This window comes from Nocardia sp. NPDC060255, assembly GCF_042727395.1.
Taxonomy (GTDB): Bacteria; Actinomycetota; Actinomycetes; order Mycobacteriales; family Mycobacteriaceae; genus Nocardia.
Map to the genome: position 1 here is coordinate 68,016 of NZ_JBHXAU010000015.1, position 26,905 is coordinate 94,920.

Genomic DNA, 26,905 nt, shown 5'->3' on the forward strand with positions numbered 1-26,905 from the left:
TCAGCTCGACACCAGCGACAGCTCCGCCCCGTCCAACAGAAGGCCGCGCAGGCAGTCGGCGAATTCCGGAAGGGCGCAGGGCAATACCCGAGGATCGGCAACCAGACCAACGGTCAGCTGGTCGCGCATGATCAACGTGGTGACCATGAGCTCGTCGGCCATCAGCGGCGACAGCGGCAGCGTGGCGGTCACCGCACGACCGAATACGGTGTAGCGCAACGCGAATCCCGGTGTGATGCTCACGCTGAGCTGACAGGTGTCGCGCACCATCCGCGCCATCAGGCGGGTCTGCGCCCGCCACGGCAGGTATTGCAGATCAACACCCGCCGAAGCCAGCGCGCGGGCCTGGGCCACCGGATCGATGGCGCTCAGTCGTTCCCGCACCGCCCTGACCCGATCGGCCATCCGCGCACCCGACATATCGACATCGAGGAACGCCGACCCGGTGGCATTGCCGGTGTGCCGCAGTTCCTGGTCGAAGGTGACAGGCAGCATGATCCGCAGATCACTCTCCGGAACCCGCTGCGTCACCTGACGATACGCTTCGGCGACGGTCGCGAGGAGGTACTCGGTGCTCGACCCGGCGGCGTTCGCCGCGTGCTGCCGTAACCGCCGCACCGGAACCGAGAACGTGATGACCTGACGGACGCATTCCCGCGGCGGGAAGGGCAGTACCCGCCCACCCTGGCGCACCGAGCGCGCCGCGCGATACTGCCTGGGTACCTCGGTGCAGGTCCGCCAGGTGAGCGCCCTGGTGAACGGAAACCGTTGCGCGGTAACGAATCTGTCGTAGTCCGTCGCGCCGACGGTATCGACGATCAGCGCGGCGAAGCCCGGCGCGGCCAGTCCGTCGCTCAGGCAGTGATGCACTCGAAGCAGCACCGTCTGGCCGCCACGGTCCGTCTCGTCGACGAGGGTGATGTCCCACAGCGGCGCGGTGCGGGTCATCGGAGTCGCCATCAGCCGCTCGATCACGCGCAGCAGCCCGCTCCGGTCCGCCACCGCGGCCTCGTGTACTCGTTGGCCCGGATCCACTTCCGCACCAAGGAATCTCGGGCGCCGACGGAGGCGATCAGGCAGGCGCCACCGATACATCTCGTGCTCGCGAGCACGCTCGGCCACCCGGGCTCGCAACTGCTCGATGGTGATCGGATCACCCGGTTCGAGCCGGAGTCCGAGCATCCAGTGCATCGGGTGCCCGATGCTGTCGAGGCGCAGATGGATACAATCCAACTCGCTCAACCGATTCCGGCGCTTCATGAGCCGAGCTCCCCCGGATAGCCGAAGTACCGCACCGTCGGCGCCGACTCGCCCCGGCCGATCGATTTCGCGAGCACCCTGCTCGGCCCGACCTCGACCAGCCGCGCACAACCGAGTCGGGTCAAGGTGCGAAGGACGTCGGTCCACCGCACCGGCGCGGTCAGTTGCCGTTCGGCCAGTTCTCGCCACCGCTCGGCGGTGAACAGCCCCGCGTCCACATTCGCGACCACCTCGACGCCGGTCGACCGGAATTCGACCTCGTCCAGGGCCTGGCGCAGCAGCGGTGCCGCGGCCGCCATGAGCGGGGTGTGGAACGCGCCGCCGACGGGGATTCGCACGACCTTCAGCCGGGCCTTCCTGGCCTGCTCGGCCACCGCGTCGACCCCATCGACGGTGCCGGACACGACGACTTGCCGCGGCCCGTTCATGTTGGCCACCCAGACCTGAGCACCACCGGAACGCACTGCGGCGGTGAGCTGTTCGACGATGTCGCTGCTCGCGCCGAGGATCGCGGCCATCGTCCCTGGCCGCTGCCGGGTGGCCGCGCGCATCGCCGCACCGCGCGCCGCGACCAGTCGCGCACCGGCTCGCGGCGTCAGCGCGCCCGCGGCCACCAGCGCCGTGTACTCCCCCAGGCTGTGCCCGGCACACGCGAGCACCCCGTCGACCATCCGATGCTCGATCAGGTAGTCCATCGCCATCAGCGACATCGTGAAGATCGACAACTGCGCCGAATCAGTGCTCCGCAACCGCTGTTCGCCGGTGCGCAACACCAGCTCGGCGAGGTCATATCCGGTCCATTCGGAGACGTCGCAGACGATCCGCCACTGCGGCGTATCTCGCCATCGTTCGCCCATGGCGGGTCGCTGCGCGCCTTGACCCGGGAAGATCAATGCACATCCGGTCGGCTCGCCGGACCGGGCCCGTACCGCCACCCAGTCGTCGCTCTCGAGCACTGTTTGAGCGTATCGCCCGCCGCGGCACCGGTATTCGGTCAGACGTTGAGATCACTTCACCGAACGCACGATGATCCGCGCTGGTCACGTCGATACGCTCGCGGTAGCTCGAAACACGAGGCCGGAGAGGCAACCGTGGACGAAACCGCAGTGACCACCCGCCCTTCACCGGATGGCGACCGAAAAGCATTAGCCGAGTTGAGCTTCGAGCAGACGGTGCCACGTTCCCTGGTGCATCGCGCCGCGGTCAACGAGGTATTCCTCACGGACTCGGCCGTCATCGGCAAACGCGAATGGGCGGTGGCGGCCATGCTCCCCCGCAGCCACATGCTGTTCAACGACGGCGGCAATCCGGACTACCTGGACACCATCGCCATCATGGAGGTCACCCGGCAGGTGACCGAGTATGTGGCACACCAGTTCGTCAATGTGCCGGACAACCAGTTCCTGGTCTTCCGCGACATGCGGATCGATGTCTTCGCGCCGGAGTGGTTGCGCGCCGGTCCGGATCCGGCCCGCGTGCTGACCATCGTCAACGCGCGCACGTCCGAGCGACTGGCGCAGCATCCGGTGACCATCATTGTCGACGGCCACGAGTGCGGCCGGGCGGGCGGGCGCTGGCTGCCGTTGCCGTTGCACTACTACGAGTACATTCGCGAACGGGCCCGGCAGAAGACCATGAAGCTCGGCCCGGAGCCCGCGCGTCCGGTCGACCCCGCCGCCCTGCTCGCCCCGGGCCAGGCCGGCCGGCACCATCCGCGAAATATCCTGCTCGCCAACGGCATTGCGACCGGCGCGGCGGGCATGACCTTCCTGCTGACCTTCGACCCGGCCCATCCCGTGTTCTTCGACCATCCGATGGATCACGTGCCGGGCATGTTGATGCTGGAGGCGGCCAGGCAGGCTTGCTTGGCGACGCTGGCCGAACACCGCGACACCGACCCGCGCCGGGCCCTGATCGTCGGCTGCGACGTCGATTTCGGCAATTTCTGTGAGCCGGACCTGCGTACCGACTGCCATGCCGCGATCGCCGATTCCGGCGCGGCGGGTCCGAGCACGCGACATCGCGTTCGGGTCGCGTTCGAGCAGGCGGGCGAGTCGCTCGGCGCCATCACCCTCGAGGTACTCGACGAATCCGGTTCGGGCTGACGGGAGAACCACGTGACGACACCGGAACGCGTCGCGGTGGTCGGGGCCGGAGTCTCCGGTATCGCGGCCGCGCTGACGCTGCATCGCGCGGGCTGCGTGGTCGAGATACTGGAGGTCGAGGATCGGCTCGGTGGCCGCCTCGGTTTCGCCGTACTCGGCGATCGCGAAGTGATGCTCGGCGGCAAGAACATCGGGCGCGCCTACGCCCACTTCCGGTCCTTGCTGGAGGTGCTCGGCGGCACCGGATACGAACCCTTCGGCATCAATACCTCCCGGATCGTCGCGGGCCGGCTCGTCAGCCTCGACAGCGACAACCGCGCGGAGACGATGAACGGCATTCTGCGGATGTGTGATTGGCGGGACCTGGCCAAGCTCGACAGCATCGCCCGGAAGGTGAAGGCTGCGGACGCGGCCCGATTCCTCGGCTCCGATCTGGCCAGAAAGCTGGGCCGCCACGACGATCGGCCTCTGTCCGGCCATTTCGGCAGGCGCACCACCACTAACTTCCTTCGCCCGATCACGGTCAGGATGAACGGCGCCGAGCCGGACGAGGCGTATTACGGCAACTTCGCCACCAATATCGGGATGCTGATCGACAAGTTCGACCAGCCGACCGCCGGTCTGCCGGCACTACTCGGCCGCATCGCCGAACTCATCGAAATCCGTTACCGCACTGCGGTTACCGGCATCAGTCAGGTTCACGATGGAGTCGCCCTCGACCTCGTCGACGCGGCAGGCCGATCGCGGCAGGAACGCTACGACGCAGTCGCCGTGTGCACCCCCGCCTACGCGGCCGCGCCGCTGCTCGCACCGCTGTCGGAAACACTGGCGAGCCTGGTGCGTTCGGTGCGCTACTTCCCCGCCACCGTCGCAGTGGTGCGTTACGCGCACGACGTCTTCGCCGCCGATGTCCGCGCCATCGCCCTGGACGATCAACCGTGCAGCAACGCGGGCAGCTACGGCAAGGAGACGCGAAACGTTGTCCGATATACCTTTTCGGGCCGACACGGCCGCTTGACCGATCCCGCCGAAGCGGACGTGCTCGACCTGGTCACCGACACCGAAGAACAGCTGCGCGCCCACCTCGGGGTAGTGCGGCAGCCGAGAACCGCGGTGGCGGTGCGTCATTGGCCACGCGCCTACTGCGGCTACCTGCCGCACTACGGCGACTTCCTCGACGCATTGCGCGCGGCGGCCGCGCCCTACGCCGGTATCGCCCTGGGCGGCGACTATCTCTTCGGTGGCTCGATCGAGGCCTGCTGCCGCTCCGGCGAAGCCGCGGCGGCGGCGTTGCTTTCGGCGACGGTGCCGCGGGGAGCCATTCGGTGAGAATCCTGATCGTCGGCGGCGGGATCGCCGGGCTCACCCTCGCGGCGCGCTTACGCCAACGCGGACTGCGCCCCACCGTCATCGACACGATCAGCAGCTACAGCCGGGCCGGACACGCGATCACGGTGTGGCCGACCGGCAGTCGGGTCCTGCACGGCCTCGGCCTGTGGAATTCGTTCATCGACATGAGCGCGCCGTTGCGGCGCTACGTCGTGCACGGTCGCGACGGCGCGATACTGCGTAGCTTCGACCTCGAGCGCCTCGACGCGTGCAACGGACCGCCCCGCGCGGCACCCCGCGCCGAACTGCTGGCCATGCTGGAGTCGGCGAACGGCGGAACACCGGTCGATCTCGAGACCGAAGTGGACCGGATGCGCCAGATCGGCTCGACCGTGCGGGTCCGGTTCGACGACGGCCGGGAGCGCGACTTCGACCTGGTCGTCGGCGCGGACGGCATGCGCTCCCGAACGCGCGGGCAGGCCGAGCTGGACACCGCCGAACACCGGTTCGGTTGGCGCATCTGGTGGTGGTGGGCGCGCTGCGGCATCACCCCACCGGGCGAACTGCATGAAATGTGGGGGCTGCGGCGGATCATGTCCGCGTATCCGACGCAGGATCGGGTCGCCTGCTTCGTGGCGATCGCCGGCGCGTTCGACAGCGCGGCACCCGATCCGGCGACCAGGCAGTGGCCGCCGGGCGACCCACGCCGCACCGACGAGTGCTGGATCCTGCGCACCCTGCCGGACGCCGACCGGGTCGAATGCTCGGACCTGGTGGAAGTCACTGTACCCCAGTGGATTCGGGGTCGGATTGTGCTACTCGGCGACGCCGCCGCCGGGCTGGTGCCGAGCACGGGTATCGGCGCGTCGCTCGCGATGGAGTCGGCGGCGGTGCTCGACGACGAACTGGTGCGCGTCGATACCGCGCACATCGACATCGCCCTGACCCGGTTCGCTCGCCGCCGCATGCCGCGGGTCGATGCGGAGCAGCACCGCGCCAGGGTGTTCGGCGATGTCATGATGCTCGAATCCCCGATCGCACGGCACCTTCGCGACCTCGGCCTTCGATATTTCCCGACGCCGGTGATCTGCCGCGAACTCAACCGCTGGACCAGCATTCCGATGTGAAACCGAGGGAGTACCGATGAACACGCAGCTGGACGATATCCCCGGACTGTTCCGGTGCGAAACGGTCGCACGCACCGACGCGACCAACCAGCTGCTCACGCTGACCCGGCAGTTGCGCGGCGCCGCCACCGACAGCGAGGTGTACACGGTGCATCAGCACGTCGACTGTCCGCCCGCCATGCTCTACGACTATCTGCTCGATATTCGCAGCGTCGCGGAATTCACCTACAGCATGCGTAATTTCCGGCCGGACGGCGCGGACGGCCGGTATGTCGGCGAGGACGCGACCGACCCGGAAACCAAGATCCACCTGCGCATCAGCGGCAATCGCGAGGTCGGCACCGTCGATTATGAGTCCGCGTTCGATCAGGGCGACGATCTGTGGATGGTGTTCTGCGGTCGAGTGCTGTCCGCCCAACGGGTGCAACACCGTAGCGGAGCGCTGGTGTCGTGGACGATTTGGCGCCATCCCTACTACGCCAAGAATCCGTACCCCCATCTGTCCCCGCGCCGCGGCCGGGTGTGGCCCGGGTCGTTCTGGCCGCTCTTCCACGCGTGCGACGTGCTGGAACTGCGCAATATGCAACGGATCCTCGAACATCGCGTGCGGACGCAGACGACGCTCGCCGCCGGGCGGTGACCCGGCATGACCGATATCTACGGTGCGGCGGCGGAGTTCTACGATATCGCGGGCCGGCCGTACTGGAAGCCGCGCTCGGCCGCGCTGACGCGGGCCATGTCGCCTGCCGCACAGACGAATTCGCCGATCGTGGATGTCGGAGCCGGCACCGGTCTGGTCGCCGAGATCATCGGCGCCGCGCTGCCGGGAGTCCCGATCATCGCGATCGAACCCTCCCCGGCCATGCGAGCCGCACTCGCCTGCCGGGTGCTGGCGAGTGCGCTGGCGCCGCGGGTGACCATCGTCGCGGGCACCCTCGAGGACACCACCCTGCCCGACCGAATCGGCGGCCTGGTCGCGTGCGGGGTGCTCGGCTATCTCACCCCTGACGATCGGCATCGGCTGTGGCGACTGCTCGCTGACCGGTTGGCCCCGGGCTGCCGCGCGGTCGTGGACGCCGCGCCGTTTCCCGCGACTCGAACGGTCCGGCCGATCCGGGTCGGTGTCGCGAGATTCGGTGTGCGACAACACGAGATCTGGCTGAGCTCACGGCCCGCCGATATCGCGGGGCGGATCGAATTGACCACCCGGTGTCGAGTGTTGCAGGACGGGCGGACGGTGCGGGAGACAGTCGGCACGGTGCAGTGGTGGGCCCTGGATATGCGGACCATCGCCGACGAGGCCGCCGAGGCGGGTCTCGTGTGCCGCCGCGCCGGATGGGACCTCGCGACAGTGTCCGCCGCCCCGACGGCGTCTCTCGATACTCAGCGGAGCAACGCGGCGACCTCCACCAAGTGTTGAGCCAGGTGTGACCATTCGGCCGAGGAAACAAGGCCGTACCCAAGGATATCGTCGTCTCAGACGGAGCCGGTTCTCCCCGGAACATCTTCCTCCCCGGCCCGTTCCCGAAGTGGCGACGCGAGGAGTGTCATGCCGAATCAGATTGCGTCGGAAATAGATTCGACATTCTGGCACGGATTCACCAATATGCGCGGTTTTCGCAGGCGCGGCATCAGTATCGCCTCGGCCGAGGGCGTGTGGGTGGTGGACACCGAAGGCAACACCTATCTCAACGCATTCGGCGGACTGTGCAATTTGAGCCTCGGCGGCGCCCATCCGGAAATCATCGAGGCCATCCGCGAGCAGGCGGGCAAGCTGCTGTACTTCCCCATCGAGCGCGCGACCCATCAGGCCGCCGACGAATACGCGCGCCGCCTTGCCACGGTGACCCCCGACGGCATGAACACCGTGTTCTACGCGTCCACCGGATCGGAGGCCAACGAAACCATCATCAAGATGATGCGCCAGTATCAACGCCTCCGTTTCGGCGCGGACACCGGCAAGCTCGGCGTGATCGCGCTGGACCGGGCCTACCACGGAGTTACCTACGGCGCACTGAGCGCAACCGGCTCCGCGTTTCGCCGGTTCCGCAAACAGTTCGAGCCGCTGGTGCCGGGATTCCACCACGCGCCATCGCCCTACGCGTATCGATGCGAATCCGGTTGCGCCGGAACGTGTACCCTCGCCTGCGCCGACGCCGTCGAGACGATGGTCGACCGACTCGGCGCGGCGAACATCGCGGGTGTGCTCGTCGAACCGGCGCTCGGAGTCGGCGGCGCCATCGTGCCGACCCGTGAGTATCACGAGCGACTGCGCGACATCTGCGACAGCAACGACCTGCTGCTCGCCTACGACGAGGTGATCACCGGATTCGGCAGGCTGGGCGAATGGTTCGGCGCCGACTACTTCGGCGTGCGACCGGATTTCATGGCACTGTCCAAGGGGATCAACAGCGGCTACCTGCCGTTCGGCGCCGTCGTCGTACACGACGCCGTGTACCGCGAATTCCTGTCCGCGGTAGACGGTTTCATCGCCACCGGCAGCACAACCAACGGAAACCCGCTGTGCTGTGCCTCGGCGCTGGCCACCCTCGACATCATGGCGCGCGACGGCATCGTCGATCAGGTGCGCCAGACCGGCAAGTACATGTTCGACAAATTCGCGAACCTGCGCGAGCATCCGATCGTCGGCGATATCCGCGGCGCGGGACTGCTGATGGGCATCGAGCTCGTCAAGGACCGAACCACCAAAGAGCCTATCCCGCAGCAGCAATGGCAGGTGATCGAGGACCGGCTCGCACTGAGCGGGCTGATCATCGGCAGCCAGGGCGCCGAGGGCCTGGGCGGCACCATCGGCATCGTCCCGCCGCTCACCATCACGACCGACGAGGTCGACGAGCTCTACCGACGCCTCGACGGCGTGCTCGCCAGGTACTCCCGGCTCACCGCCAAGGGCTGAAACCCGTTACCGCAGAAAGAAACCCACCATGTACACCGATCCGAGGAGGAACGCCGTGGGGTCCATGCTGAGTTCGCACGAACTCGACGACATCGTACGCAGCGCGGTCGCTTTGGCGCTCGCCGTCGAACTCGACGACGTGACGCCGGACAAGTTGCTGATCCCGGAGCTCGGCGCGGAATCGATCGACTTCCTCGACATCACGTTCCGGCTCGAACAGTTCCTGCCGATCTCCGTGCCGCGCGACGACCTGAACGAACAGGCCGAGGACGTATTCGGCGCCGGGGCGGCGGTCGACACGCTCCGCAGGCTGACCCCGCTCGGCGCCTACCTGGTGCGCGAACGCCTGCTCGGGGTCGACCTGAGCAAGGTCGAACCCGGGATGCGCGTCGAGGACGTCGCCGCGCTCTGGACCGTGCACACCTGGGGCGGCCTGTGCCAGCGACTGCTCGACACCATCCCGGCGCAGTGCCAGGTCTGCGGCGGCGGCCGCACCTTCGTACGCAACGAGGACGGCGAGTTCCATGCCGAATGTGACAGGTGCGCAACCGAACTCACCGCGATTCCGGGCGACGAGCTGAACCAGATCTGGTTCGAGGAGATCCGGGATCTCGACGAGGTCGCGCGACTACTCGAGCAGAGCCGCGCGCAAGCCGCCGCAGCCGAGGCCGCGACCGCCCAGGCGGGCGAGCCCGCGACCGTCGACGCCGTCGCGGAGTGACCGGTGTTCGGCGAGGCGCGCCAACGGCGGGTGGTCATCACGGCGGCGGAGATGGTGACGCCGCTCGGCGGCGACGCCGAGACGACCTTCCGTGGCCTCGTCGACGGTCGCTCTGGCGTGCGCACCACCTCACGATTCGACGCGTCCGGACTCGGCTCGCAGGTGGCCGGCGAGGTCGATGACGGGTTTCTCGCCGCGGCGACGTCGGCGGGGTACCTCGCGGGTTTCGAGGAGTTGTCGAGCACGGCGCCACGCGCGGTTCAACTGGGTCTGGCGGCCGGTACCGCAGCGAATCACCGTGCCGGGCTTACCGATACGCCCGCGGAGCGGTTCGGGGTGTGTGTCGGCACCTCCGGACAGATGTACGACATCGGCGCACTGGACGGGCTCATCCACAGCAGGCAACTCGCCACCGGCACAGCGGGTCCCGGCCGGGAGTTCGTCGGCCTGCTCGCCGCGCAACGCCACAGCATGCGCAAGAACGCCAGCGCGGCGGCGCTGGCCAATGCCTGCGGCGCGGCCGGGCCGACCATGACGGTCTCGGCCACCTGCGCATCGGGCACCCAGGCGATCGGCGAGGCCACCCTCTGGATCCGGGAGGGCGACGCCGACGTGGTGCTGGCCGGTGGCTGCGATTCGCTGCTCAGCTTCCTCGGGATCTCGTCGTTCGACCTGCTCACCGCGCTGGCCACCCGGTTCAACGACCGGCCTGCCTCGGCAAGTCGCCCGTTCGACCGCAGGCGCTGCGGCTTCGTGATGGGCGAGGGGGCCGCCTTCGTCGTGCTGGAGGAGCTCGAGCACGCGCTGCGGCGCGGCCGCGAGCCGCTCGCCGAGGTGGCCGGGTACGGCGCGTCCTGCGACGCCTACCGCATCACCGACAGTCCCCCGCACGGCGAGGGCGCCGTGCTCGCGATGTCGGGCGCGCTCGTCGACGGCGGGCTGTCGGCCGAGGACATCGACTACATCAGCGCGCACGGCACCTCGACGCTGATCAACGATCGCGCCGAAACACGCGCCGTGCACAAGGTTTTCGGCGACCGGGCGACCTCGATACCGATCAGCTCGCAGAAGTCGATGATCGGTCACACGATCGCCGCCGCCGGCGCGATCGAATGCGTCACCTGCCTGTACGTGCTCCGCACCGGCCTGATTCCGCCCACCATCAACTACGAATACCCGGACCCGGACTGCGATCTGGACTATGTGCCGAATACGGCGCGCGCGCAACAGGTTCGAGTCGCCATGAGCAACTCGTTCGGTTTCGGCGGCCAGAACGCGAGCATCGTGCTGCGGCGCTGGCCCGGCCCCGCGGACGGTAACGGTCATGCGTGAACGCGTGGTGGTGACCGGTCTCGGCGCGGTGTCCGCGCTGGGCAATGATCCACGGACACAATGGAACGCACTGCTGCGCGGGGAATCCGGCGTCGCCCCGCTGCACGGCCTCGCCGAAGACATCGCGCTGACCGCCGGTGCCGACCGGCCGCTCGCCGGAGGCCGGGTACACGGCATCGACCCATGGGACTGGATCACCGACCGTAAGGCCGCGCGGGCCATGCGGCTGCACACGCACATGGCGTTCGCCGCGACCGGACAGGCCATGACCTCGGCGAAGATACACCGGGGCAACGTGGACGCCGACGCGACCGGAATCACGCTCGGCGTCACCATGATCGACTACGACATCGCCGATCTGGAACTGGCCGCACGGCGGTCACTGCACGATGCGACCGGCTTCGACATCGACCGATTCTGCCGCACCGGGTGGCGCGCCATCTCCCCCATGGTGTCGATCGTGATGCTCAACAACGCGACGCTCTGCCAGATCGCCATGCAGTACGGCCTGCACGGACCGAACGCTTCGTTCAGCCCGTTCGGCGAGGCGGGCGGGCAGGCCATCGGCGCCGCGCTGCGCATGCTGCAGGAGGGCGACGCCGAGGTCATGCTGGCGGGCGGGGTCAGCCCGCGACTCAATCTGTCCGCGCTGCAACGCATGCTCTACCTCGGCATCGTCGCGGAGACCACCGATCCGGCGGCCCGGTCGTGCCGGCCGTTCGATCGGGACCGCACCGGGACCGTGCCCGGCGAGGGCGCGGCCGTGCTGGTGCTGGAGACGCTCTCGCACGCCAGAGCCCGAGGTGCGCACATCCTCGCCGAGGTACTCGGTCACGGCGCCGCGGTGGGCATTCCGCCTGGGCGGCAACCACATCCACCGCGCGAGGCCATCGAACACTCGCTCGCCGCGGCGCTCGACGACGCCGCGGTGACGCCGGATCAGCTCAGTTGCGTGTATGCCGACGCGCCAGGACTACCGACCGGCGACGCGGTCGAAGCGGCCGCGCTCTACGCCGTACTCGGCAGCCGCGCGGCCGATGTCCCCGTGACCTCCGTCAAGGGCGCCACCGGCCACCTGCTGGCGGCCGCGCTGCCGCTACACAGCGTCTTCGCGGTGCACAGCCTGGTCGAACACTGTGTACCGCCGATCACCAATCTTCGTCATCCCGAACCGCTTTCGGGCCTGAATCTCGGGTACGCCGGGCCGCGCCGGATCGATACCGGCCATGCCGTCGCGTGTCTCGCCGCCGGGTTCCGCGGGCAGAGCGAGTGCGTCGTATTCGGCGAGTTCGAGGCGAAGGGAACCTGATGCGATTCCTGCTCTACGACCGGGTGCTCGACGCGACCAAAGGCGAATCCATGATCGCGGTGAAGCAGGTCTCGCTCACCGAGGACCATTTGGCCGCGGGCTACGCGGGCCGCAGGCTGCTCAGCGGTTCGCTGCTGCTCGAGTCGATGGCTCAGGTGGCAGGCTGGCTGGTCCATCTGAGCACCGATTTCACCGTCTCCGCCTTCCTGTGCCTCATCGATCGGGCCGAGATCGTCGGCGAACTCGCGCCGGGCCGGGCGATGCGGGTCGAGGCCAGGATGCTCGGTCTGAGCAAGCGCTGGGCGCAGCTCAGCTGCGCGGCATATGACGAGACAACGCCCATCGCCCGCATCGCCCGACTGAACTACGTCCTGCAGGACATCCGCGACCCGGCCGAGGTCGCGGCCGAGGAGAACCGATTCCGCTACTACTCGGGCTGGCCGCTCGAGCGGATCCGCGCGGTACCGACCGGGCCGGTGACCCGGTGAACCGCGTGGTGGTGACCGGCCTCGGCGCGGTGACCCCGATCGGGCTCGGCCACCGCCGATTCTGGGACAATCTGGTCGCGGGCACCTCGGGCGAGGCGCCGATCACGCTGTTCGACGCGTCCGCGCTACCGACCAGGATCGCCGCCGAGGTCGCCGAATTCGACGTGCACGACTACTGGGACGGCCCCTTTCCGGCTGAGCTGCGCGGCGACCGGCAGGCCCGCTTCGCGCTCGCGGCCTGCGCCATGGCACTGGCCGACAGCGGCCTGACCCGGGCGGGCGCGCCGATCGCGGTGACCTCGGCCGACCGCGTCGGCCTGGTGCTCGGCGCGGGGCTCGGCATCGTCGGCATGCACGACATCGCCCGGCATCTCGACGCCGACGGCCGATTCCGCCTGCCCGCCCCGCTGGCCGACGCGACCACGATCGATCCGGTGTCGCTGATCCGCGACCCACAGGACCTGGTGATCGGGCTATTGGCCGGACATCTCGGCGTTCGGGGACCGACCACGGTGATCACCTCGGCCTGCGCTGCGGGCGCGCACGCCATCGGCACCGCGTTCCGGCTGCTGCGGCGCGGCGGCATCGACGTCGCGCTGTGCGGCGCAATGGATTCCATGATCAACCCGCTCGGCATGGCAGGCCTGGTCGCGCTCGGCGCGCCGTCCACCGACAATCTGCCCGGCCGAACCGGCCGGCCGTTCGACGCGACCCGGACGGGTTTCGTGGTCGGCGAGGGCGCGGGCATGGTGGTGCTGGAGACCGAGGCACACGCCCGCCGCCGGTCGGCGCCGTGGTACGCGGAGGTCGCCGGATTCGGCAGATCCCTTGACGCGCACCGGTTCACCGAGCCGCATCCGGACGGCGCGGGCGCCGCGCTGGCGATGCGCGCCGCCATGGCCGACGCGCGGGTGACCCCGGCTCAGGTCGGACTGGTCAATGCGCACGGCACCGCGACCATCCTCAACGATCGGGTGGAGACCACCGCCATCAAACACGTCTTCGGCAGTGCGGCAGCGCAACTCGCGATCACCGCGAACAAGTCGATGACCGGCCACCTGATCGCCGCCTGCGGTGCCGTGGAATTCATCAGCACCGTGCTGAGCGTGCACACCGCCACCGTGCCGCCGACGGTCAACTATCGCCACCGCGATGCCGAATGCGATCTCGACTACGTGCCGGGCACGGCACGACACCTGCCGGTGGAGGTCGCGCTGACCAACTCGTTCGGCCTCGGCGGGCAGAACGGCAGCCTGGTGGTGCGCCGCGCCACCGACGACGCGATGACACCAGTCTGAGGATGGGATCGGCGCATATGCACGTGTTACTGGTGAACCCCGACGTCCGGGACAAGAGCGTGATCTACGGCAACCGCATGCTCAATCCAGTTCCGGTCAACCTCGCCTATCGCGCGGCCATCACCTCGGTCGAGCACCGGGTCACCGTGATCGACGAAAACTCCACGCCCATCACCGATTTCGCCGCATTCACGGATGTCGACCTGGTCGCCGTCACCTCGAAGTTCTTCGGCGAGCGCCGGACCGGCGAACTGGTCCGCGGTTTCGCCGGTCTGGGGACACCGGTCGTTATCGACGGATACTTTCCCAGCTACGACCCCGACGCCGAGCGCATCGGGGCCGCCGCGATCATTCTCGGCGAGGTCGAGCAGGTATGGCCGCAGGTCCTCGCCGATGCCGAGCGCGCACACCTGCGCCCGCGCTATTTCGGCGGTCCCGTCGACCTGGCGACCCTGCCCCGGTACGGTCCCGAACACCTACCGCCGCACGACTATGTCTTTCCGGTCGAGGCCACCAGGGGGTGCCCGTTCTCGTGCAACTTCTGCATCGAGACCCGCTACCACCACGAGGAGTTCCGCACCCGCCCGATCGATCAGGTGCTCGCCCAGATCGACACGCGCACCGGTGATTTCGTGCAGTTCTCGGATATCAACATCGTGGGCAACCCGCGCTATGCGCGGACGCTGTTCGCGGAGTTGGAACCGCTACGGGTGCTGTGGGGTAGTCAGGCGACGATAACCATCGCCCAGCGGGCGTCGCTGGCGGAGGCGGCCGGGCGGGCGGGCTGCATGCTCGTGTTCCTCGGTCTGGAATCCGTTCGCCCGGAGAACCTGATCTCCTCGGACAAGGGCTGGAGCCGCCCCACCGACTATCGCGCGCACATCGCCCGCCTGCACGACGCGGGCATCGGGGTGATCGGCTCGTTCGTCTTCGGTTTCGCGGGCGATACGCCGGACGTGTTCGAACGGACCTTGGAGTTCGTCGTCGAGAACGAGATCGAGATCGCCCATTTCAACCCGCTCGGCAGCGGACCGGGAGTTCCACTGTACGAAGAACATCGGCGCGCAGGACGCATGATCGACCCGGGCCCGGGCGGGCCTTCGCACCTGCGCGCCTCGGTGGCACCGGTGTCGATGACCGTCGGGCAGCTCGAAGACGGCCTCGAATACCTTTACACCAGTACCTATTCCCGCGCGCTGACCAGGCAACGACTACGCCGCTACACCGCTGACCACGCACTGCCCGGCCCGCAGTCCGCCGCGAAGAAGCGAGCCGTCATCGGCCTCAATCTGGCCTATCGGCGCGCTGTGGAGCGACACTATGGATCGGCCGTCGGCGTCGGTATTCAGGGTGACTCGGAGCGACGGTCGTGACCGCCGCAACCAGGCTCGCCGCGACTTCGCTGCTGCTGCCTGCGATCTCGGGCCCGACGACGATGACGGTCGGTGTCGATATCGCGGCGGTCGGGCGGGTGCGCGCACTGCTCGCCGCCGGCAACACGTTCGCCGAGCAGGTGTTCCAGCCGGCGGAGATCTCCTACTGCGCCGGATTCCGCGATCCGGCACCACATTTCGCCGCCCGGTTCAGTGCCAAGGAAGCCACCCTGAAGGCGCTGCAGGTCGGCCTCGGATTGCCACCGGCGCTGCGGCGGCTGCGCGATATCGAGGTCTGCCGGTCGACCGGAGTACCACAACTACTCCTGCACAACCGGCTGGTGACACTCGCGCGGCGGCTCGGCATCAGCGGTGCCGCAGTGTCATTGAGCCACGATGGCGAATACGCCGTCGCCTACGTGCTGCTGGCCACCGAGGCGGTGCGCGGATGAACAGGCTCGCTGACTCCGTCGCACTGGTGACCGGCGCCGCAGGTGCGTTCGGGACGGCCATTGCCACCCGATACGCCGAGGAGGGTGCGTCGCTGGTGCTGACCGATGTCGACGAGACCCGGCTGCAGGCAACGGTCAAGGCGGTCGAAGCCGTTGCCGCCGTACCGATTTCCGCGTATGTCGCCGACCTCACCGAACCCACCGTCGTCCTGCGACTGTTCGAGCACACCGACGAGACCTTCGGCCGCATCGACATCCTGATCAACAATGCGGGCGCCGCGCTGCGCTCGCCGCTGGTCTTCCACAACGACGCCGACTGGCACCGGATGCTCCAGGTCAACCTCGATACCGTCTTCTATTGCAGCAGACAGGCGGTGCGCCGGATGCTGCCGCGGCGCAGCGGCCGGATCGTCAATGTCGCGTCGGCCCTCGGCTTGACCGGCGGCGCCGACGAGGTCGCGTACGCGACCGCGAAGGCGGCGGTGATCGGCTTCACCCGCAGCGTCGCCCAGGAGGTCGGCCGGCGTGGCCTCTGCGTCAACGCCATCTGTCCCACGCTGGCCGACAGCGGCGTCAGCCGGGAGTATTTCGGCGGCTTCGACGTCGATATCCAGGCGGTCGCCGGTTATCTCGCCCGGCGTGCGGCGATGCCGCGTCCGATCGTGCCCGACGATGTCGCCGCTATCGCGGTCTTTCTCGGCGCACGAGAAAGCACGTACCTCAACGGGCAGGCCATCCTGGTCGGCGGAGTGGGATAGGAGTACCCGTGCGGTTCCTCATGGTTGACGCGATCACCGAGCTGGACGCCGGCCGCCGCGCCGTCGGCGTGAAGAATGCCGCGATGAGCGAGGACTACTTCGCCGATCACTTTCCCCAGCAGCCGGTGCTGCCCGGCGTGCTGGTCCTGGAGGCGATGACTCAGCTGGCGCGCTGGCTGGTGATCACCGGCAGCGACTTCGGCACGACCGTGGTACTGAGCGCGGTGCAGCACAGCAAGTTCATCGACTTCGCGGTGCCCGGTGATCGGCTGACCATCGAGGTGGCCAAGCTGGACGGGGGTGCCACGCCGGACCCGTTGGCAGAGCTGGACTTTCGCGGCATCGCACAGGCGCACGGGCGCAAGATCGCCATCGCCACCTTCCGCTGCCGCAGCTACCCGCTCGCCGAGTTCGAGGATCCCGAGAGCACCCGGCGGCACTATCAGGTGCTGCGACTCAACGGCACGAAAGTGAACGGGAAATGAGGCGCCGCGTCGTCGCGGTCGGCGCGGGCATACTGTCCTGTCTCGGCACCGACTATCGCGCGCAATGGCGGCGAATTCTGGCTGCCGAGACCGGATTACGGCGCCGAGACGGCGAAGGTCCGCCGGAGCACGGCTATTTCGGCGCGGTCGACGACACCGAGCACGCCGTCGCACCCGCCGACCGCAAGCACCTCAAACGCCTCACCAGAGCGTCCCGGCTCGGCGTGTTCGCGGCCGATCTTGCGGTGGCCGACGCGGGTCCGGTCTTCCGTGCCGCGGCGGCCCCGCGGCGCGGAATCTATATCGGCTCCAACGAGAACGAGGATGAGCAGAACTACCTCGAGCGGTTCGCCCCGGTATTGGCCACCGCGCGGCGCGCGGACGGCACCCTCGACTACGAACGACTCGGCTATGCGGCATTGCACCGCGCCAAGCCGGATTTCCTGCTGTCCGGACTGCCCAACGCGGCACTGTGCCAGATCACCATCCGGCATGAGATCTGCGGCGCGAACAGCACTTTGGTCGACGGTTCGGCGATGGGTCTCTGCGCGGTCGGCCGGGCCTTCCGCGCCGTCCGGGACGGTCGGGTCGATGTCGCGGTGTGCGGCGGAACCGATGCGGGCGCTGACGAATTCGCGCGACTCGCGTTACACGAATTCGGGCTGACCTCGGCCTGCGTGGCCGGTGCGCGCTCGGTCCGGCCCTATGACCGGGACCGCGACGGATATATCTGCGCGGAGGGCGCCGCCGCGCTCGTCCTCGCCGACCTCGACCTGGCCCGCGCCAACGACGCGAATGTCCTTGCCGAGATCGTCGGTTTCGGTGCGGCCACCGATAGCGGCAGGCCGCTCGCTCCCGACCCCGAGGGCAGCGGCGTCCGCGGCGCGATCACGCGCGCCGTCGCGGACGCCGACCTCGATCCAGGACAGCTCGGCTACGTCTACGGTCACGGCGACGCCACCGCGGCAGGCGATCGCTCGGAAATGCGCGGCATCGCGGAAACTCTTGCGCGCCACCGACGTATGTGGCTCACCGGGACCAAGGCCGCCACCGGTCACATGGGTCCGGCCACCGACGTCGCCGAGGCGGCATTCGCCTGCCTGAGCGTGCGCGACGGCGTCATCCCGCCGACGCTCAACCTCGGTCGGCTCGATAGTTGCGCCCGCGAGGTCGACGTCGTCTCGGCGCGGCCCCGCGCACTGAGCGCTCGGTACGCAGTCACGCTCAGCCGGAATGTGGACGGTCCCGAAGTCGCCGCGTTGGTGCTCGGCGCACCGTAGCAAGAGAGGTGAGGTGCCATGTCAGCGGATCTTGCGGGACGCTCCGTCCTGGTCACCGGCGGTTCCCGGGGCATCGGCCGGGCGATCGCGCTGGAATTCGCCGATCGCGGCTCGGACGTGATCCTGACCTACTGGCGCAGGCGCTCCGCCGCCCGCGACGTCGTCACCGAGATCGAACGCAAGGGCAGGCGGGCGCTGGCGCTGCGCGTCGATGTCGGCGAAAGAGACCAGCTGAAAAGGCTTTTCGCGGACATCGAAGAACAGTGGGGCGCGGTGGACTTCTACGTCAACAACGCCGCGTCGGCCATCATGAAACCACTGTTCGCGCTGGAGACTCCGCACTGGCGCTACACCCTCGACACCAACATCACCGCCGCGTTGTTCGGCTGCCGCGCGGCATATGAGCTGATGCCGGACGGGCGCGGCGCCATCGTGCTGCTGTCGAGCATGGGGAGCCGCCGCTATCTCCCCAGCTACGGCGGCCTCGGCGTGTGCAAGGCGGCGATCGAATCGATGGGCCGATACCTGGCCGTCGAACTCGCGCCCGGGGTCAACGTGAACACCGTCTGCGGCGGACTCATCGAGACCGAGTCGGTCCGGGCGCTCGCGGGTGCGCCGGAGTGGCTGCGCCAAGCCGCCGAAACCGGTCCGATGCGGCGGATCGGGCGGCCCGAGGATCTCGCCAAGGTCGTCGCGTTCCTGTGCACCGACGACGCGAGCTGGATCAGGGGCCAGACCATCGTGGTCGACGGTGGCGCCTCGCTGACGTCCGGATAGCCAACGACGAGAAGGGATTCGGGATGCGCACCGTCATCGAGGAAACCCGGGAGATCTACGATCTGACCCACCGCCAGATCACGCTCACGCCCGCCGGTCAGGCCATGATGGCCTATCTCTGGCAAGACTGGGGCGGCTACGTCGGCCAGCTGAGCTGGACGACCAGAGATCAGCTGCGCGGGCTGACGCGGGTCAGCGCGTTGGCGCCGCGAACGATGGGTCTCGATCTGTGTTGCGGCACCGGCGGAATCGCCCGCTATCTGGCCGAGAGCACCGGCTGCGCGATGACGGGCATCGATTACTCCGAGCCTGCGATAGCCATCGCCCGGCGCGCCGCGACCGCCGTCGATCCGCCGATCCGATTCGATCATGGCGATGCCCGCGAACTGCCTTACGCCGCCGCGACATTCGACGCCGTGATAAGCGTGGACAGCCTCGTCATCGTGCCCGATCGCCATCGGGTCATCGCCGAATGCGCCAGGGTGCTGAAACCCGGCGGGCGCCTCGTCTTCACCGACGAGGTGCTGACCGGCGCTTTCCCACGGGACGCGGAGACGTTGCGCGCCTTGTCCGTCTACGGTCGCCTGTTCCCCCAGACGCCATCCGGATATCGGCGACTATTGATACACGCCGGTTTCGTCGACATCGACATCCGAGACAGCACGGCGATGTTCGTCGCGATCAACCGGCGCTGGGCCGAATCATATCGGCGGTTCGAGGCGCAGGGGCGAGAGGTGCTCGGCGACAAGCTTTTCGATGATGGTCTGGCCTTCTTCGAGACTCTCGGCGAGCAAGGGGCAGCGGGTCGGCTCGGGCAGGTCCGGGTACTCGCCACCCGCGGGCCCGGGTAGCCGATGTTGCACTCCGCAGGCCGCGCCCGGCGCGAGCACCGCACGGCCACCATCCCCGACGCATCCGCACTCGCTGTGCTGCAGGGTGTTTCGAAGACATTCGGCAGCGCGGACACCGCCGTGCACGCGCTGGCACCGTTCGACCTGACCATCGCCACCGGCGAATTGCTCGTGGTACTCGGCCCTTCGGGATCGGGCAAGACCACGCTGCTGAACATTGTCGGCGGCATCGAATCCCCTACCACCGGTTCGATCAGCATCGACGGCCGCGCGCTCACCGGCCTCGACGCGAAGGGAATGTCCGTATTGCGCCGGGAATCACTGAGCTTCGTCTACCAGTTCTTCAACCTCGTGCCGACCCTCACCGCCTACGAAAACATCGCCGTACTCGCCGAATTGACCGGCGGCTCAGTCCGTACCCGGGTGGCCGAAGTACTCGGCGAGGTCGGACTGACCGAGTGCGCGGACCGCTTTCCGGCCCAGCTGTCCGGCGGCCAGCAGCAGCGCGTCGCGATCGCGCGGGCACTGGTGAACCGGCCGCGGTTGCTGCTGTGCGACGAACCAACGGGCGCACTCGATCTGGACACCGGGCGCAGCGTACTCGCCCTCTTGCAGGAACTGTGTCACCGCGACGATCGCGCCGTCGTGCTTGTCACCCACAACCAGGCCATCGCCGCCATCGCCGACCGGGTGCTGCGCATGCGCTCCGGTCACATCGTCGAGGACGTGCGTCAAGGCACACCGCTGGCGGCGAGCGAGGTCTCCTGGTGAACCGGCATCCGACATTGCGGCGGAAACTGTTGCGCGACATCCGAACCCAATGGCCGCAGTTCGCCGCGCAGACGATGATCATCGTGCTCGGCGTGGCACTGTTCACCGCGTCCTACGGCGCGTACCGAAACCTGACCGCCTCCTATGACGGAACGTTCGAGACGCAACGGTCCGCCGATGTCTGGGTGACCGGCGGCGATTCGACCGCCATCGCGGCCGGGACACGCGCGGTGCCCGGCGTCGCCGACGCCATCGTGCGCAGGCAGGCCGACGTGCCGCTGCGCGTCGGCGCGGACAAGCTCCGCGGCCGGATCGTCGGCATTCCGCCGGACCACCCACCCGAGATCAACGCACCGGCCATCCTGTCCGGACACTATCCGGCCGCGAACGAAGTCCTGGTCGAACACCACCTGGCCGACCACTTCCGATTGCGCGCCGGCGCAACGCTTTCGGTGCTCGGTGCCGACGGCTGGCGCGACGTGCCGATCGCAGGAGTGGTGTCCTCGGCCGAGTACCTGTGGCCCGCCCGCAGCCGACTGGACATGTTCCCGCTGCCCGACAACTTCGGCGTGATCTTCGCCGCCGAACCATTGGCCACCGCGGTCACGCCCGGCGCGACCGATCAAACCCTGATCCGATTCGCCGGAACGCCCGGCCCGGCGGTGAACCAGATTCGGGATATCGCGAACAGTCACGGTGCGCAGGAGATACTCGATCGCACCGACCAGCCGTCGAACTGGTTGCTGCGCTTGGACATCAATGCCTTCGGTCGCCTCGCCTACCTGTTTCCGCTGCTGTTCCTCAGCGTCGCAGGACTGGTGGCCTACCTCCTGCTGAACCGGCGAGTGCGGACCGATCGGCCGGTGATCGGCGTGCTGCTGGCCGGCGGAATGGACCGCGCGACGATCCTGTGGCATTACCTGCAGTACGGGATCGTGGCGGGGCTCACCGGCTCACTCGGCGGAATCCTGCTCGGGCTGGCCGGATCCGGCGCGCTGAGCAGTGTCTACCTGCGGGCGATCGACCTGCCGCAGTCGGCGGCGGTCGTCGAGGTCTTGCCGATCACCCTCGTCGGCGGGCTGGCCTTCGGCGTCGCGGCGGGCACGCTCGGCGCACTCGCACCGGCGCTGCTCGCGTTCCGTACTCCGCCCGCAGCGGCGATGCGCGGGCCCGCACCACCCGGTCCCGGCCGAATCAGCCTGCCGGAAAAGGTGATTCCAGCACTGGGCCGGCTCCCGGCCCGGTGGCTGCTCGTGCTGCGCAACATCGGCCGCAGTCCGCGCCGCACCTGGAGCACGGTACTCGGCACGGCCTTGTCGCTGCTGGTCATCCTCACCTCCTGGACGATGCTCGACACCATGACCGCGGCCTTGGACGTGTCCTTCCATCAGGTGCAAACCGCTGACGCGCGAGTCGATTTCACCACTCCTGCCGACCAGAGCCGCCTGACCGAGCTGACTCGCGCCGAGGGGGTGGTGGCCGCCGAGCCGATGGTGCAACTGCCTGTCACCATGACCGCAGGCGGACACACCTATTCGACCGCACTCATCGCATTGCCCCGCGCCACCACGATGCACGGACTTCGCCCCGTCGCCGGTTCCACGGTGTCCGGGTCCGCCGACGGGATGCTGGTCGGCAAGGGCATCCGGAACATGCTGCGCGTCAACAGCGGCGACACCGTCGAGGTGAAAGTGCCCGGCGTGCAGGCTGTTCGGGTGCCGATCGAGGGCGTGCTCGATGAGCCGATCGGCAGCTTCGCCTACCTTTCGATCGAACAACTCGACGGGCTGGCGGGTGCACCGCTGCCGGTCAGTTCGGCGCTGCTGCGATTCGCGCCGGGCACCGATCCCGGCCAGCTCAAGCGCGAGCTGACCAGCCGCCCCGGCGTCGCGGCCTACGAGGATCTGGCCGAGCTGAACCGGCTGATCGACCGCTACGCCAACCTGTTCTTCGTATTCGTCGGCGTGATGCTGGCATTGGGCAGTGCGATGGCTTTCGCGATCATCTTCACCACGATGTCGATCAACATCGTCGAGCGGCGCCGCGAGGTCGGCGTGCTGCGGGCGGGCGGTATGCCGCCCGGGATGGTCGCGCGGCTGATCACCGGTGAGAATCTGCTGATCACGCTGCTCGGTGTCGGGCCGGGCCTGGTGCTCGGGGTGCTCGGTGGCCGCAGCTTCCTGTCCACCTACACCAATGACCAGTTCCAGCTCGACCTCGTCGTCCGTCCGGACACGCTGGGCATCGCGGCGCTGGCGGTCCTTGCCGTCGCGACCGTGTCGCTGCTACCGGGGCTGCGCGCCGTTCGCGGCCTCGACCTCGCCGCGATCATGCGCGAACGATCCGATTGAGCGGGAGGTGTGCTGATGGACCACGCCGCGTTCGTCACCGGCGGCAACCGCGGCATCGGTCTCGCCATCGCCCGCGAACTCGCGGGCCGCGGCAAACCGGTGGCGGTGTCGGTGCGTTCGGGTGCGCCGCCCGACGGATTGTTCGGTGTGGCATGCGATGTCACCGACGAGCGACAGGTCGACCTCGCCTTCGCGACGATCGAGCGGCGGCTCGGCCCCGTCGACGTGCTGATCGCCAACGCGGGCATCACGAAAGACGTGCTGCTGGCGTCGATGACCGAGACCGACTTCGCCTCCGTGCTGGACACCAACCTGGTCGGCACGTTCCGGGTGATCAACCGGGCCGCCAAGACCATGATTCGACAGCGGCGCGGCCGGATCATCCTGGTGTCGTCGGTGACAGCGCTGCTCGGTTCGGCGGGGCAGACGAACTACGCGGCGTCCAAGGCGGGCCTGATCGGCTTGGCGCGCTCCCTCGTGCGCGAGCTCGGCGCCCGCAACATCACCGTCAACGTCGTCGCGCCGGGATTCGTGGACACCGATATGACGGCTTCGCTGACACCTCAGTGGCGGGCCGAGGTTACCAGGAAGATTCCGCTCGGCCGCATCGCCGGTGCCGCCGAGATCGCGCGGGTGGTGGGCTTTCTCGCCAGCGATGACGCGGGTTACATCACCGGCGCGGTGATTCCGGTGGACGGCGGGCTCGGCATGGGCCACTGACGACCGCGGCGCACGCCGTTGGCCTGTTGCGGCGCGTGCGCCTGCCCGTTGTCCGCGCCACCGTCGAGCAGCGCGATCAAGCCGGTCTCGTAGGCCACCGCGACGGCCTGCCCACGCGTCCCGACCGCCAGTTTCTGCAGGACATGATGCACGTGGCTGCGCACGGTCGTCGCCGAAACCGACAGCTGCCGTGCGATTTCCGCATTGGAGCGGCCGTGCGCGAGCAGCCCGAGGACTTCGGCCTCGCGACGAGTCAGGCTGCCTGCCACTTGAATATCCAGATTCCGGGTGACGCTGGACGCCACGACATGGTCCAGCCCTCCGACGATCTGTGGCGGAACCACCAGCCGATTACCCACTGCGACAACCCGAATGGCGCACAGCAGCTCGAACGGCGAGCAGCCCGAGGACAGCAGGGCGCGCACGCCGGTCCGGACGAGCTTGACGGCGCGAGCCACGTCCTCCTCCGTCATGACCATGATGACCTTCGAGGCCGCGACAATCTCCGCGAGGCGATGTTTTCCCTCTACCGCGCCGACGAGCAGGACGACATCGGGTGCGTGCGCTTTGATGGCACCGAGCAGGCTGTGCCCGCCGGCGACGTCGTCGACGACATCAATATCCGGCTCGCGATCGAATTGCACGCACAAACCCGAACGCATCAAGGCGCTGTCCGCACAGACCACCAGCCGAATGCTCGCCGATCTGTGCGCCGACATGCCCGTTCCTCGGCACTCACTCACCGATCCGAGGATCGGTGCCGTGACGGGTTCGGTAATCGGGCCGCGAGCGTGCGGGGCACGCCATTCCGCGTGATCAGTTCCATTGCGTGACAAAACATCTCACGCTCCTATCGGTCCCAGCGAATGCTCACCAGGGTAGCACGTTAATGATGCATGACTGCGCAGTTTCATCCGGAATACATTGTGCAAATCAACGATTCTTCATGTGCACACTGTCGATTTGCATTAGCCTCGTTGGAACCAATTTCAATCAAGCGTTCTATCCTTTCGGTCGCCATAGGTCTCACGTACCCGAAGCAGTGCGGCGGCAATTTCGCGCCCTGCGGTTCCCACTAATGAGCTCAGCGTCGTGCGATCCACCGTCCAGCGCGGCAGCTGCTCGAGAAACTCGCCGACCTCGGCCATGGTCGTGATCAACTCGGCTGCCCCGGCGCCTGCCGTGCTCGGCGCGATACGCATTTGCAAAGTAATTGCGCCACAACGTTTTCCGATAAGCCTGGCGACCACCGCCTCCGCGTAATTCTGCACCGACGGTCTCGGTCGCGCGCCGATCGCGCGCGGCGAAAGCACCAATCTGCCGAGCAATCCGGTCCGCCGATACTCCGCGAACAGTGGTGAGCGCACCGCCCGGCGCAACATTGCGTCCATGGCCGCCTCGATATCGGCCGCGCCGCGCCGATCGTGTTCGGCGGCGTCGATCGCCATGCGGGCGAGCGCCGCCGCCATATCGTTGCGGTAGTGCGTGCGCAGCCAATACGCCATATCAGGCGCCGCGCGCGACATCCGCTCGAAGACCTCGGCCGAGATCAGCGCCGCCCCGATCGGGACTAGCGCATCGCTGAGCGCCTTGGACAGCGCCACCAGATCCGGCCGCAAGCCGCGACCGGTACAGGTCAGGAAGTTGTCGATATCGCAGCGCCAGAAACCGGTGAATATCTCGTCGACACCGACCAGGAAACCGGCGGCCGCACGCCGCTGCTCGATTTCGTCGAGTATCGATTGCGGTATCTCGACACAGTCGTAACCTTGCACGACTTCCAGCCAGACGAGGGCGATGTCGTCGCGCCGCAGGGTTCGTCGCAGGCCGTCGATATCGTCGAGGTCGACCTCGATCACGTCGACCGGATACGGGCTGAAGGCATGCTGATCACGGTCGCGGAAGAACGAACTCGTCCGGCTCACCGCGAGCGACATCGGTCCTTTACCGGAATAGTTTCCCCGACAGGTGATTACCGTTGCGCGACCGGGCCGACAGCACAGGGCAGCCAGTATCGCATTGTCGACCGCGCTCTGCCCGCTCACCGCGGGCAGCATGATCGGCAATCCGGTCAGCTGCGCCAACTTCGCTTCCAGCCTGGGCGTTTCGTCGCCGACCGTACCCGCCGTCAGTATCGCGTCGGGCGACTGCACATTGTGCCCACGAAATGCGGGACCGGTACCGGACGCAAGGTCGATATAGGTGCGCTCGCCGAGCCGATACGTGACACCGTCGGCTTGGTCGAAGGTCAAATTGATGGCCGCCAGATCGATCGCCCGAGTCTGCCAGGTGTTGCTGTGCATGCGCAGTCGCGCACTGCGCACCACGCGGCTGCGCCGCATCCGCGCTATCGCCGCACGCTCGTGGCGATCCGTCGGCCGCCAGCGCATCAAGGTCTCGGACAACATGTGCATGGCCAGCCCGTTGCCGCCGAAGGTCGACACGTGCGCGATGCTGTCCATCGTGTTGTTCCACAGCGCGAACATCTCGCGGGTGAACGACACAGTGCCACAGGGCATCTCATTCCCCGCCGTAACCTCGCCCAGAAACACCAGATCGGCCACGGCCACCGCGCCACGCAGGGTATCGAGTGCGCCCTCGTCGCCGAGCAGGCCCAAGGCCACCACCGCGCCGTGCTCGCGGGCAACGCCGAGCGCGGCCCACATCGGAGCCACCACCTCCGGCGCGAGACCGTCGGCGACCACGACATACGATTCCCAGCCCGCATCGAGCCGATCCGAAAATTCCTCGACGGTATCGACAATCACCAAGCCGTCCGCGACCACCTCTTGCAGCCCCGGAACCGCGTGCCCGAATGCGTACCGCGCGGTCCCCGTCGGATCGAGCATCAGGATGCGGCAGGCCCCCTTGCTCGCACCACGATTGTGCCGGTTACGCAGGTACTTCAGCACCGTCCCCAGCGCCTCGACCCCAGAATTCACAAACACCGAATGCCACGCGGCCCCACTGGAATCGCCGCAACTGAACATCCGATGCAACAGATACGCCGCAACAGCACCATCCGGCGGAACATACGTACTCGCCAACACCATGTTCGGCGACTTCGCCGCCACCCGCTCGGCCAATACAGCACGCACCCGCTCATGGTTACCGACAAATGCAGCCAGAACTTTCGGCCGCGCCCACCGCGAGTCTTCCGGAGCCACCTCAGTCGGCATCGCCACGCTCCTTGCTGAAACT

25 protein-coding genes are annotated in these 26,905 nt (G+C 67.9%); 21 read left to right on the plus strand and 4 right to left on the minus strand.

Annotated features, from left to right (window positions below; all coding sequences use genetic code 11):
* Positions 1-1,260, minus strand: a complete 1,260-nt coding sequence (locus ACFWF1_RS26015) for a wax ester/triacylglycerol synthase domain-containing protein (RefSeq protein WP_379287628.1) — start codon at positions 1,258-1,260, stop codon at positions 1-3.
* A complete protein-coding gene (locus tag ACFWF1_RS26020; RefSeq protein WP_379287630.1) occupies positions 1,257-2,216 on the minus strand; it encodes an ACP S-malonyltransferase in 960 nt (319 codons plus the stop codon). Before ACFWF1_RS26020 ends, ACFWF1_RS26015 begins: the two co-directional genes overlap by 4 nt.
* A 135-nt stretch (positions 2,217-2,351) precedes the next feature.
* Here ACFWF1_RS26020 and ACFWF1_RS26025 point away from each other — a divergent pair, with 135 nt between their 5' ends.
* The 21 genes from ACFWF1_RS26025 (at position 2,352) to fabG (ending at position 23,704) form a co-directional block, all read left to right on the plus strand.
* Positions 2,352-3,365: an AfsA-related hotdog domain-containing protein gene (locus ACFWF1_RS26025; RefSeq protein ID WP_379287632.1), complete on the plus strand. Its 1,014-nt coding sequence runs from the start codon at positions 2,352-2,354 to the stop codon at positions 3,363-3,365.
* A 12-nt stretch (positions 3,366-3,377) separates the two neighbouring features.
* The gene (locus tag ACFWF1_RS26030) at positions 3,378-4,694 is read left to right on the plus strand and encodes an FAD-dependent oxidoreductase (RefSeq protein WP_379287634.1); all 1,317 of its coding nucleotides are present in this window, start codon (positions 3,378-3,380) and stop codon (positions 4,692-4,694) included.
* Complete coding sequence (locus ACFWF1_RS26035; RefSeq protein ID WP_379287636.1) at positions 4,691-5,821, plus strand: FAD-dependent oxidoreductase; 1,131 nt, start codon at positions 4,691-4,693, stop codon at positions 5,819-5,821. Before ACFWF1_RS26030 ends, ACFWF1_RS26035 begins: the two co-directional genes overlap by 4 nt.
* A 16-nt stretch (positions 5,822-5,837) precedes the next feature.
* The gene (locus ACFWF1_RS26040) at positions 5,838-6,461 is read left to right on the plus strand and encodes an SRPBCC family protein (protein WP_379287638.1); all 624 of its coding nucleotides are present in this window, start codon (positions 5,838-5,840) and stop codon (positions 6,459-6,461) included.
* A gap of 6 nt (positions 6,462-6,467) precedes the next feature.
* Positions 6,468-7,241, plus strand: coding sequence for a class I SAM-dependent methyltransferase (locus ACFWF1_RS26045; protein ID WP_379287640.1), 774 nt, complete (start codon positions 6,468-6,470; stop codon positions 7,239-7,241).
* Between the two features lie 129 nt (positions 7,242-7,370).
* Positions 7,371-8,738, plus strand: a complete 1,368-nt coding sequence (locus ACFWF1_RS26050) for an aspartate aminotransferase family protein (protein WP_379287641.1) — start codon at positions 7,371-7,373, stop codon at positions 8,736-8,738.
* 64 nt (positions 8,739-8,802) lie between these two features.
* Positions 8,803-9,459 carry an acyl carrier protein gene (locus ACFWF1_RS26055; RefSeq protein WP_379287872.1) on the plus strand — a complete coding sequence of 219 codons (657 nt, stop codon included), beginning with the start codon at positions 8,803-8,805 and terminating at the stop codon, positions 9,457-9,459.
* 3 nt (positions 9,460-9,462) lie between these two features.
* Positions 9,463-10,791 carry a beta-ketoacyl-[acyl-carrier-protein] synthase family protein gene (locus ACFWF1_RS26060; protein ID WP_379287643.1) on the plus strand — a complete coding sequence of 443 codons (1,329 nt, stop codon included), beginning with the start codon at positions 9,463-9,465 and terminating at the stop codon, positions 10,789-10,791.
* Positions 10,784-12,100 (plus strand): beta-ketoacyl-[acyl-carrier-protein] synthase family protein, encoded by a 1,317-nt coding sequence (locus ACFWF1_RS26065; protein WP_379287645.1) that lies wholly within the window; start codon positions 10,784-10,786, stop codon positions 12,098-12,100. The genes ACFWF1_RS26060 and ACFWF1_RS26065 overlap by 8 nt, the downstream gene beginning before the upstream one ends.
* On the plus strand, positions 12,100-12,588 hold the full coding sequence (locus ACFWF1_RS26070; RefSeq protein WP_379287647.1) for a hypothetical protein: 489 nt from the start codon (positions 12,100-12,102) through the stop codon (positions 12,586-12,588). Before ACFWF1_RS26065 ends, ACFWF1_RS26070 begins: the two co-directional genes overlap by 1 nt.
* Positions 12,585-13,886 carry a beta-ketoacyl-[acyl-carrier-protein] synthase family protein gene (locus tag ACFWF1_RS26075; protein WP_379287649.1) on the plus strand — a complete coding sequence of 434 codons (1,302 nt, stop codon included), beginning with the start codon at positions 12,585-12,587 and terminating at the stop codon, positions 13,884-13,886. The genes ACFWF1_RS26070 and ACFWF1_RS26075 overlap by 4 nt, the downstream gene beginning before the upstream one ends.
* A gap of 17 nt (positions 13,887-13,903) precedes the next feature.
* Positions 13,904-15,259: a B12-binding domain-containing radical SAM protein gene (locus tag ACFWF1_RS26080; RefSeq protein ID WP_379287651.1), complete on the plus strand. Its 1,356-nt coding sequence runs from the start codon at positions 13,904-13,906 to the stop codon at positions 15,257-15,259.
* Positions 15,256-15,711, plus strand: coding sequence for a holo-ACP synthase (acpS, locus tag ACFWF1_RS26085; RefSeq protein ID WP_379287652.1), 456 nt, complete (start codon positions 15,256-15,258; stop codon positions 15,709-15,711). Before ACFWF1_RS26080 ends, acpS begins: the two co-directional genes overlap by 4 nt.
* The gene (locus tag ACFWF1_RS26090; RefSeq protein WP_379287654.1) at positions 15,708-16,469 is read left to right on the plus strand and encodes an SDR family NAD(P)-dependent oxidoreductase; all 762 of its coding nucleotides are present in this window, start codon (positions 15,708-15,710) and stop codon (positions 16,467-16,469) included. The genes acpS and ACFWF1_RS26090 overlap by 4 nt, the downstream gene beginning before the upstream one ends.
* A gap of 8 nt (positions 16,470-16,477) precedes the next feature.
* Positions 16,478-16,954, plus strand: coding sequence for a 3-hydroxyacyl-ACP dehydratase FabZ family protein (locus tag ACFWF1_RS26095; protein WP_379287655.1), 477 nt, complete (start codon positions 16,478-16,480; stop codon positions 16,952-16,954).
* On the plus strand, positions 16,951-18,234 hold the full coding sequence (locus ACFWF1_RS26100; RefSeq protein ID WP_379287657.1) for a beta-ketoacyl-[acyl-carrier-protein] synthase family protein: 1,284 nt from the start codon (positions 16,951-16,953) through the stop codon (positions 18,232-18,234). The genes ACFWF1_RS26095 and ACFWF1_RS26100 overlap by 4 nt, the downstream gene beginning before the upstream one ends.
* 18 nt (positions 18,235-18,252) lie before the next feature.
* On the plus strand, positions 18,253-19,011 hold the full coding sequence (locus ACFWF1_RS26105) for an SDR family oxidoreductase (protein WP_379287658.1): 759 nt from the start codon (positions 18,253-18,255) through the stop codon (positions 19,009-19,011).
* A gap of 23 nt (positions 19,012-19,034) precedes the next feature.
* Positions 19,035-19,862, plus strand: coding sequence for a methyltransferase domain-containing protein (locus ACFWF1_RS26110; RefSeq protein ID WP_379287660.1), 828 nt, complete (start codon positions 19,035-19,037; stop codon positions 19,860-19,862).
* A gap of 3 nt (positions 19,863-19,865) precedes the next feature.
* Complete coding sequence (locus ACFWF1_RS26115) at positions 19,866-20,633, plus strand: ABC transporter ATP-binding protein (protein WP_379287662.1); 768 nt, start codon at positions 19,866-19,868, stop codon at positions 20,631-20,633.
* On the plus strand, positions 20,630-22,984 hold the full coding sequence (locus ACFWF1_RS26120; RefSeq protein ID WP_379287664.1) for an FtsX-like permease family protein: 2,355 nt from the start codon (positions 20,630-20,632) through the stop codon (positions 22,982-22,984). The genes ACFWF1_RS26115 and ACFWF1_RS26120 overlap by 4 nt, the downstream gene beginning before the upstream one ends.
* A 15-nt stretch (positions 22,985-22,999) precedes the next feature.
* The gene (gene fabG, locus ACFWF1_RS26125) at positions 23,000-23,704 is read left to right on the plus strand and encodes a 3-oxoacyl-ACP reductase FabG (RefSeq protein ID WP_379287666.1); all 705 of its coding nucleotides are present in this window, start codon (positions 23,000-23,002) and stop codon (positions 23,702-23,704) included.
* Here the strand turns inward: fabG and ACFWF1_RS26130 are convergent.
* Both ACFWF1_RS26130 and ACFWF1_RS26135 read right to left on the minus strand, forming a co-directional pair.
* Positions 23,650-24,423 carry a response regulator transcription factor gene (locus tag ACFWF1_RS26130; protein WP_379287668.1) on the minus strand — a complete coding sequence of 258 codons (774 nt, stop codon included), beginning with the start codon at positions 24,421-24,423 and terminating at the stop codon, positions 23,650-23,652. The two genes, fabG and ACFWF1_RS26130, sit on opposite strands and share 55 nt — an antisense overlap.
* Positions 24,424-24,693: 270 nt before the next feature.
* Positions 24,694-26,802, minus strand: a complete 2,109-nt coding sequence (locus ACFWF1_RS26135; RefSeq protein WP_379287670.1) for an aminotransferase class III-fold pyridoxal phosphate-dependent enzyme — start codon at positions 26,800-26,802, stop codon at positions 24,694-24,696.
* Positions 26,803-26,905: the final 103 nt, after the last annotated feature.

Excerpts from the sequence above, each read along its gene's own strand:
- ACFWF1_RS26130 (WP_379287668.1), bottom strand. The coding sequence starts at position 24,423 with ATGTCGGCGCACAGATCGGCGAGCATTCGGCTGGTGGTCTGTGCGGAC.
- ACFWF1_RS26055 (WP_379287872.1), top strand. The coding sequence starts at position 8,803 with ATGCTGAGTTCGCACGAACTCGACGACATCGTACGCAGCGCGGTCGCT.
- ACFWF1_RS26070 (WP_379287647.1), top strand. The coding sequence starts at position 12,100 with ATGCGATTCCTGCTCTACGACCGGGTGCTCGACGCGACCAAAGGCGAA.
- ACFWF1_RS26065 (WP_379287645.1), top strand. The coding sequence starts at position 10,784 with ATGCGTGAACGCGTGGTGGTGACCGGTCTCGGCGCGGTGTCCGCGCTG.
- ACFWF1_RS26110 (WP_379287660.1), top strand. The coding sequence starts at position 19,035 with ATGCGCACCGTCATCGAGGAAACCCGGGAGATCTACGATCTGACCCAC.
- ACFWF1_RS26050 (WP_379287641.1), top strand. The coding sequence starts at position 7,371 with ATGCCGAATCAGATTGCGTCGGAAATAGATTCGACATTCTGGCACGGA.
- ACFWF1_RS26015 (WP_379287628.1), bottom strand. The coding sequence starts at position 1,260 with ATGAAGCGCCGGAATCGGTTGAGCGAGTTGGATTGTATCCATCTGCGC.
- ACFWF1_RS26090 (WP_379287654.1), top strand. The coding sequence starts at position 15,708 with ATGAACAGGCTCGCTGACTCCGTCGCACTGGTGACCGGCGCCGCAGGT.
- ACFWF1_RS26045 (WP_379287640.1), top strand. The coding sequence starts at position 6,468 with ATGACCGATATCTACGGTGCGGCGGCGGAGTTCTACGATATCGCGGGC.
- ACFWF1_RS26040 (WP_379287638.1), top strand. The coding sequence starts at position 5,838 with ATGAACACGCAGCTGGACGATATCCCCGGACTGTTCCGGTGCGAAACG.
- ACFWF1_RS26080 (WP_379287651.1), top strand. The coding sequence starts at position 13,904 with ATGCACGTGTTACTGGTGAACCCCGACGTCCGGGACAAGAGCGTGATC.
- ACFWF1_RS26105 (WP_379287658.1), top strand. The coding sequence starts at position 18,253 with ATGTCAGCGGATCTTGCGGGACGCTCCGTCCTGGTCACCGGCGGTTCC.
- ACFWF1_RS26115 (WP_379287662.1), top strand. The coding sequence starts at position 19,866 with ATGTTGCACTCCGCAGGCCGCGCCCGGCGCGAGCACCGCACGGCCACC.
- fabG (WP_379287666.1), top strand. The coding sequence starts at position 23,000 with ATGGACCACGCCGCGTTCGTCACCGGCGGCAACCGCGGCATCGGTCTC.
- ACFWF1_RS26100 (WP_379287657.1), top strand. The coding sequence starts at position 16,951 with ATGAGGCGCCGCGTCGTCGCGGTCGGCGCGGGCATACTGTCCTGTCTC.